At 64.0% G+C, this 6342-nt stretch carries 9 protein-coding genes; 4 read left to right on the forward strand and 5 right to left on the reverse strand.

Annotated elements, in window-relative coordinates; all coding sequences use genetic code 11:
* Window positions 1-693, forward strand: a 693-nt coding sequence (locus tag EOA32_RS31545; protein ID WP_281015296.1) for a TCP-1/cpn60 chaperonin family protein, incomplete at its 5' end; no start/stop codon positions are given.
* Between the two features lie 571 nt (window positions 694-1264).
* Here the strand turns inward: EOA32_RS31545 and EOA32_RS31550 are convergent.
* The 4 genes from EOA32_RS31550 to EOA32_RS31565 all read right to left on the reverse strand — a co-directional run bounded on the left by EOA32_RS31550 (window position 1265) and on the right by EOA32_RS31565 (window position 3756).
* Window positions 1265-1876 carry a LysE family translocator gene (locus EOA32_RS31550; RefSeq protein ID WP_128373804.1) on the reverse strand — a complete coding sequence of 204 codons (612 nt, stop codon included), beginning with the start codon at window positions 1874-1876 and terminating at the stop codon, window positions 1265-1267.
* A 164-nt stretch (window positions 1877-2040) separates the two neighbouring features.
* On the reverse strand, window positions 2041-2460 hold the full coding sequence (locus tag EOA32_RS31555; RefSeq protein ID WP_128373805.1) for a YkgJ family cysteine cluster protein: 420 nt from the start codon (window positions 2458-2460) through the stop codon (window positions 2041-2043).
* Between the two features lie 196 nt (window positions 2461-2656).
* The gene (locus EOA32_RS31560) at window positions 2657-3436 is read right to left on the reverse strand and encodes an SRPBCC domain-containing protein (RefSeq protein ID WP_128373806.1); all 780 of its coding nucleotides are present in this window, start codon (window positions 3434-3436) and stop codon (window positions 2657-2659) included.
* Window positions 3436-3756: a metalloregulator ArsR/SmtB family transcription factor gene (locus EOA32_RS31565; protein WP_067001113.1), complete on the reverse strand. Its 321-nt coding sequence runs from the start codon at window positions 3754-3756 to the stop codon at window positions 3436-3438. The genes EOA32_RS31560 and EOA32_RS31565 overlap by 1 nt, the downstream gene beginning before the upstream one ends.
* 141 nt (window positions 3757-3897) lie before the next feature.
* Between EOA32_RS31565 and EOA32_RS31570 the strand changes: the two genes are divergently transcribed.
* Window positions 3898-4077: a CsbD family protein gene (locus EOA32_RS31570; RefSeq protein ID WP_128373807.1), complete on the forward strand. Its 180-nt coding sequence runs from the start codon at window positions 3898-3900 to the stop codon at window positions 4075-4077.
* Between the two features lie 166 nt (window positions 4078-4243).
* Entirely contained in the window at window positions 4244-4423 is a 180-nt protein-coding gene (locus tag EOA32_RS31575) for a CsbD family protein (RefSeq protein ID WP_095784086.1), read from the forward strand.
* A 130-nt stretch (window positions 4424-4553) separates the two neighbouring features.
* Here EOA32_RS31575 and EOA32_RS31580 read toward each other — a convergent pair whose 3' ends face one another.
* Window positions 4554-5687 carry a metallophosphoesterase gene (locus EOA32_RS31580; protein WP_095829087.1) on the reverse strand — a complete coding sequence of 378 codons (1134 nt, stop codon included), beginning with the start codon at window positions 5685-5687 and terminating at the stop codon, window positions 4554-4556.
* A 144-nt stretch (window positions 5688-5831) separates the two neighbouring features.
* On the opposite strand from EOA32_RS31580, the gene EOA32_RS31585 reads away from it, so the two are divergent.
* Window positions 5832-6342 (forward strand): hypothetical protein (locus tag EOA32_RS31585; protein ID WP_128373808.1); only part of this gene is annotated, 511 nt, incomplete at its 3' end.

The raw sequence follows: 6342 nt of genomic DNA on the forward strand, positions 1-6342 counted from the left end.
AAGAAGGTGTCGATCTCCAAGGAGAACACCACCATCGTCGACGGCGCCGGCAAGAAGGCCGAGATCCAGGGCCGCGTTGCCCAGATCAAGCAGCAGATCGAAGAGACCACTTCGGACTACGACAAGGAGAAGCTGCAGGAACGTCTGGCGAAGCTCGCCGGCGGCGTTGCGGTGATCCGCGTCGGCGGTGCGACGGAAGTCGAAGTCAAGGAAAAGAAGGACCGCGTCGATGACGCTCTGAACGCGACCCGCGCGGCCGTTGAAGAAGGCATCGTCGCCGGCGGCGGCGTCGCGCTGCTGCGCGCTTCGGCCAACATCAAGGCCACCGGCGTCAATGCCGACCAGGCCGCCGGCATCAACATCGTGCGTCGTGCGCTGCAGTCTCCGGCTCGCCAGATCGCGGCCAATGCTGGTGCGGAAGCCTCGATCGTTGCCGGCAAGATCCTCGAGAACAAGGGCGCGACCTTCGGCTTCAACGCCCAGACCGGCGAATATGGCGACATGATCGCCATGGGCATCGTCGACCCGGTCAAGGTCGTCCGCACCGCTCTCCAGGACGCGGCCTCGGTCGCCGGCCTGCTGGTCACCACCGAAGCCATGATCGCCGAGGCTCCGAAGAAGGAAGCCGCCGGCGGTATGCCGGGCGGCATGCCTGGCGGCGGCATGGGCGGCATGGGCGGCATGGACTTCTAAGAAGTCCATAAAGCACGCCCATCATTTAACATTGCTCAAGCCCGCAAGCGGGCTTGAGTGGCGGCATGGACTTCTAATTGACGAATGATCCCGAAAAGTTGCAGACTTTTCGGACAAGATCATTCGCAACCAGAAGTCCATAAAGCACGCCCATCATTTAACATTGCTCAAGCCCGCAAGCGGGCTTGAGTGGCGGCATGGATTTCTAAGAAGTCCGGTCCCATAGCGAATATGGAAAGGGCGGCAGACATGTCGCCCTTTTTGTTTGGCATGCGGCAGCCGGTCCAAAAGCGGGCTTCCATACTGTTGCGATTGGCGAAGGCCTGCGCAACAGCCGATCTCCCCTCTTGAGGGGGAGATGCCCGGCAGGGCAGAGGGGGTCGCCGCGCGTAAGGCTCCGGCGACGCCTCCCGTGCAACGAAGGCGCTGGCGCTCCAACGCGCGGCGACCCCCTCTGTCGCCTTCGGCGACATCTCCCCCTCAAGGAGGGAGATCAGCAGCGCCAGCGCTCGGCCATCCCTGCGTCAACCTGATTCGCGTCGCGGACGGGCGATAGGGATAGACAGTTCGCTTACCGATCCGCCAGGGCCAGCTTGGCCCCCAGCATGACGAAGGCGCCGGCGAAGGTGCGGCGCATCCAGGTCAGCACCATCGGCCGCGACACGACATGGCTGCGCACCGAAGCCGCGAACACGCCGTAGACGACGAAGACAAGGAAGGTCATCAGCATGAAGACGCCGGACAGCTCCAGCATCCTGGCGAAAGCGTGCGGCTCGGTGGTGCTGACGAATTGCGGCAGGAAGGCGAAGAAGAAGATCGACAGTTTTGGGTTCAAGATGTTGATCAGGATGCCGGAGGTGATCACCTTGCGGGCAGAGCGCGGCGCGACGTTCTGATCGAGAGCAATACTGCCCTTCTCCTTCAGCGTGATCCAGGCCATGTAGAGCAGATAGGCGACGCCGAGATATTTCAGCGTCTCGAAGGCGACCGCGCTTGTGTGCAGCACAGCCGCAAGGCCGGTGATGGCCGCCGCCATGTGCGGGATGATGCCCAACGTGCAGCCGAAAGCGGCGATGATCGCGGCGCGAGCGCCGCGCGAGAGGCCGGCGCTCAGCGTGTAGAGAACGCCGGTGCCGGGCGAAGCGACGATAATCAGCGACGTCAACAGGAATTCGATGCTCACAGTTTCCTCCACGGCCCTGCCCGGCGCGGAAGGTATCGGGAGGTCCGAGTGTGGGCAAGCGGGGGAGAGAGTAATCTCCCCCTTAGGTCACCTTGCGGTGAGATGTCGCCGAAGGCGACAGAGGGGGCTCGCCTCGTGTAGAGCGCGGCCGTTTCCCGACGCGATCACGTTGGCGATTTATGTGAGACGACCCCCTCTGACCGCTTCGCGGCCATCTCCCCCACTTGGGGGGAGATTGGCAGTTCCACCGCCAGCCCATGGGCGGCCCTTGCCATCAGGCAGTCGTCGCCGCCGGGCATGCAGGCGCGGCAGACATGCGGGCGGGCTTCGTAAATCGCGCAGGCCGTCTGCTTGCCCACCTCGCCGCGAAGCGCGGCGCAGCGGCCGTCCTCGCAGCGCATGCCTGACAGGTCGGTCGCGACCAGCTCGTCGGGGATGCGGTCGAGCTCGGCATCCTCTTCGGTCGAAAAGCGCGGCCAGTCCGCCGAATAGGCGCAGCAGGCGCCGCAGCTCTGACAGTCGAAGGCGGCTGATGCGTCAAGCAGGGTCGGGCAGGGTCGGTCGTGCGGCAAGGCTATCCTCATGCTGGCAAGTGCCTTTAGCACGGAGCCGGGAAATGCGTCGCATCCGGCCGAGCAAAAAATTTTGTTTTGCCGGGAACCCTTTTGCCGGCTGGCGGTTTTGTCCCTGTTGTCGGCAGTTCACGAGTATCGAGAAAAGCTGATAACAAAAGACGCCTCCCGCGCCCTGAAAAAGCGCGAGAGGCGTTTTCCATTCGCCTTACATGATCGTGCTCATCATCGGCAGGATTTCATAGCGGAAGCCGCGGCCGGAACGCGCCACCGGGTCGCCTTCGGTAACCGCCCTGGCGTCGGCTTCCGTGCCGACCTGCAGGATCAGAAGCCCCCACGGTCCGGCTGGATCGGCGACTGGGCCGGCAATCATCATTCTGCCTTCACGAAGCAGGCCGCGCAGATAGTCGGCATGCGCATTCATCAGCGCCCTCTCCTCCTCCGTCAGGGTGAAGGCGAAATCCGGACGCGGCGGAATCAGCCGGCAATGGAAGACCGAAGGCGACCTGGCAGCCGTCTCCTTGGCAAGGAATTCGTCCAACCAGCCCAGCACGCGCTCCCAACCGGAACCGTGATCGCGGCAGGAGTCCCGTCGCGACCCGAAGCCGTCATGGCGCAGCGTCAGCCGGGTGCCGTTCTCGACGGCTTCGAGCGTATAGGTGACGGTGGTGAGGTTATCGCCGTCCCAGGGCGCCTTCCAGGTCATCACCAGACGATGCGGCGGCTCGACCTCGAGATACTCGCCGGCGACATGGAAGTCCTGCCCGTCCGCACCCTTGCCTTCCGAGCGCCAGGCGCCGCCCGGCCGGACATCGGCCGTGTGCTTCGTCGTCCGGTACATGTTGTCGGCGCCCCACCAGAGCGGGATCTGGTCCTCAGCGGTGATGGCGCGGAAGACGCGCTCCGGCGGGACCGCGATCATCACCGTGGCAAGGATGGTTCCCGCGGAAATGTCGGCGATCGCGCGCGGCTTGTCTTGGATGGCCATCATTCATTCTCCAGGTAGGATTTGAGATTGCCGAGGCTGTGCTGCCAGAAGTCCCGGTAAGGCAGGATCCAGTCGGCGACATCCTTCAATTCCGCCGGCTCCAGCCGGTAGACTCGCTCGCGGCCCTGCCGCTGCTCGGAAACGACGTTGAGCTCGCGCAGTATCCTCAGATGCTTGGAAATGGCCGGCCGACTCTGCGAGAAGGCGGACGCCAGTTCGTTGACCGGCGCGGGGCCCTGCCGCAGCCGGTCGAGGATGGCGCGCCGCGTCGGATCGGCGATGGCGCGGAAGACGGAACGGTCGTGCTCAGCCTGCGGCATAATGCGTATCCATTTGGTTACAAATTATGCCGAATTCGGTCGCCGGTCAATTATCCTCGACCGGTGTGCTTTGGCGCAACGGAACCGCGAAGCACTCCGGCCCGTTTCTCCTCGCGAATTGGATCTCCGGGAGATGCGGAGATGGTGAACCTGGACCAGATAGTGGGCTTGGCGAAGCAGATCAAAGGTTCGATCCGGCAAGCCATAGGCAAGGCCACCGGCAACCGGCCGATGGAAATCAGGGGCATGGCGGACAAGTCGGCAGGCCAGGTGCAGAAGGCCTGTGGCGACATGAAAGCCATGCTCAAAAAGGCGATGTGACCAGCAGGCCCCGCGGTCAGATCTGAAACGCCCGGCACGGGCTGTCCGTCATGCCGACAGCGGCGTGATGCGGCACGCCGCACGGAACTCAAACATTGCCCGTTCGTTGTCGTGGCGGATGCGGTTGGCGCATCCCGCTCCTATTCCAGGCCCAGGAGATGCGGATATGGTGAACAGGCATCAAGTTGCCGGCATCGCCAAGCAGGTAAAAGGCAGGCTGAAGCAGGCGGCCGGCAAGGCCACCGGCAGCCGGCGCCTGCAGGTGGAAGGCATGTCCGAAAGAATTGCCGGCAGGGTTCGCAAGGCCTACGGCGACGTGAAGGACAAGGCTCGCAAGGCGCTCTGACCCATAGCCGCGGGGGCAATGGCCGACCCGCGCGCCGGCCTGTTCGTCGTTTGAGCGTCGACCGCGCCAAGACCGCAGAACAGCTCGAACAACGGGCCTGGCGCAACTCTACCTGGCGCGCTTTCTCCGTTCAGGTGGCCCAGCTTTTGGCGAAGGCGTTGGTGAAGACGACCTCGCCATGGTCGCCGGCCGCCTCACCCAAGACCACGTCCATGTGGTCATCGGTCACCCGCGCCAGCGCGAAGCCGCCCATGAAAGCCGCCTTCGGCTTGACGAGGTCGAGCCCGTCGCGCCGGTAGATCATCGGCACTGCGTGCTGATGGCCGTGGAAAATGGCGATCACATTATAACCCTTCAGCGTGGCGACAAGCGCCTGGCGGTCGGCGTCGCCCCACCAATGCGGGCGGCCGGCGCCGTCGTCGCCATAGGTGCGCTTCACTGGATCCCAGCGCTCGACCGAGAAGGTGTCCCAACCATAGTGCTGGAAGAGAATCACCGGACGGCCGTCGCCGGCATAGGTCGCCAGATCCTGCTTCAGCCATGGCAGGCTGCCTATCGCGTCATGGCCGGTGTCGCCGGCGAAGCGATGCGTCTGGACGAGGTGCAGCCCGCCCCAGTCCCAGGAATAGCAGTCGGTATCGACATCGTAATTGGTCGCCGGCACCGGCGGCTTGAAGAAGACGCCGGGGCGATGGTTGACCTCGACATAATCGCGCATCTCGCGACGGTACCAGTCGACATGGCGCGTCGGTCCATTCTGGTCGAGATCGTGATTGCCGAGCCCGACATAGACCGGAACATGCACGCGATCAGGGCCGATCCCTTGCTGGTAACGCTGGCTGAACTGCAGAAGCTGTGTGCCTTCGCTCGGCTCAGTGATCTGGCCGCCGCCGTCATCGGTGATGTCGCCGCCGGTGACGAGGCCGACCGGCGTGCCGATGCGTGTGCCGGCCGAGCGCAGGCCGGTGGCGGCGCCGCTGATCTCGGCCGGCCACTCTTTGTCGCCGATTGCGTTGAGCGCCGCCACATTGCGCAGCAATGCCGCGTCGGTCTTGCCCTCCTGCTCGCAATGCGGGCTGAGCCCGGTCGCCATCCGGCAGGCATGGATATCAGCGATGAACAGGAAGGTGGCGTCAATCGGCTGGATACGCTGGCCGGTCTGGGCGAAGCTGGTGTCCGGCAGGGCGCAGGTCGCGGCAAGGCCGGCCGCCCGGGCCAAGAGATCGCGCCGGGACAAGGATGCTGAGGATCGGCGATTCATCATCGCGCCATTGGAACATTTTCACTGCCGGATCGTCCAGATTGGCGCCTCTTTTCAAGCATTGGTTGAATTCGTCAAGGGCACTTGGGTCGACAGCGCAGAGAGGGTCTGTCATTCCTTCCAGAACACATTTCCAGGGGAGAAGGCATGAAACCCGTGACGACCTGTGTGGCCCTCGCCATGCTTGCCCTCGCCGGCACCGCCGAGGCGGCCGACTGCGTGGACGCCAAATCCGCCAAGGCCGGCTTCGTGCTGGAGAAGCCCGGCATCCGGAGCGAGTTCCGGCCGGCGCCGGGCGGCATGGTCGCGGTCGCCAACAACTACCAGTCGCAATCGCCGCAGACGCAATATCTCTACGCCGGGCTGATCGAGATTTTCCGCGATAGCGACACGGGCCGGCTGTCAATGATCCCGCTCGGCGACCTCAAAAAGCTCTTCCCGCTGAAGGCCGGTGCCAAGAGCAAGACCGAGTTCGTGCGGCTTTCGGCGAAGAAGGCGCCGAAGGGCACCGAAACACTGGCTTTAAGCGTCAAAGGCAAGGACACCTACAAGCTGGGCGACTGCAAATGCACGGTGCTGACGGTGAAAGAGACGCTGACCGGCGATTCCGGCACGGTGATCGACAGCTTCACCGCGCTCTATTCGCCCGACCTGCAAG

This window comes from Mesorhizobium sp. M1A.F.Ca.ET.072.01.1.1 (assembly GCF_004023325.1).
Taxonomy (GTDB): domain Bacteria; phylum Pseudomonadota; class Alphaproteobacteria; order Rhizobiales; family Rhizobiaceae; genus Mesorhizobium.

Bases quoted from the DNA above. Each gene is read 5' to 3' on its own strand.
- EOA32_RS31555 (WP_128373805.1), bottom strand. From the start codon at position 2,460: ATGAGGATAGCCTTGCCGCACGACCGACCCTGCCCGACCCTGCTTGAC.
- EOA32_RS31560 (WP_128373806.1), bottom strand. From the start codon at position 3,436: ATGGCCATCCAAGACAAGCCGCGCGCGATCGCCGACATTTCCGCGGGA.
- EOA32_RS31565 (WP_067001113.1), bottom strand. From the start codon at position 3,756: ATGCCGCAGGCTGAGCACGACCGTTCCGTCTTCCGCGCCATCGCCGAT.
- EOA32_RS31570 (WP_128373807.1), top strand. From the start codon at position 3,898: ATGGTGAACCTGGACCAGATAGTGGGCTTGGCGAAGCAGATCAAAGGT.
- EOA32_RS31575 (WP_095784086.1), top strand. From the start codon at position 4,244: ATGGTGAACAGGCATCAAGTTGCCGGCATCGCCAAGCAGGTAAAAGGC.
- EOA32_RS31580 (WP_095829087.1), bottom strand. From the start codon at position 5,687: ATGATGAATCGCCGATCCTCAGCATCCTTGTCCCGGCGCGATCTCTTG.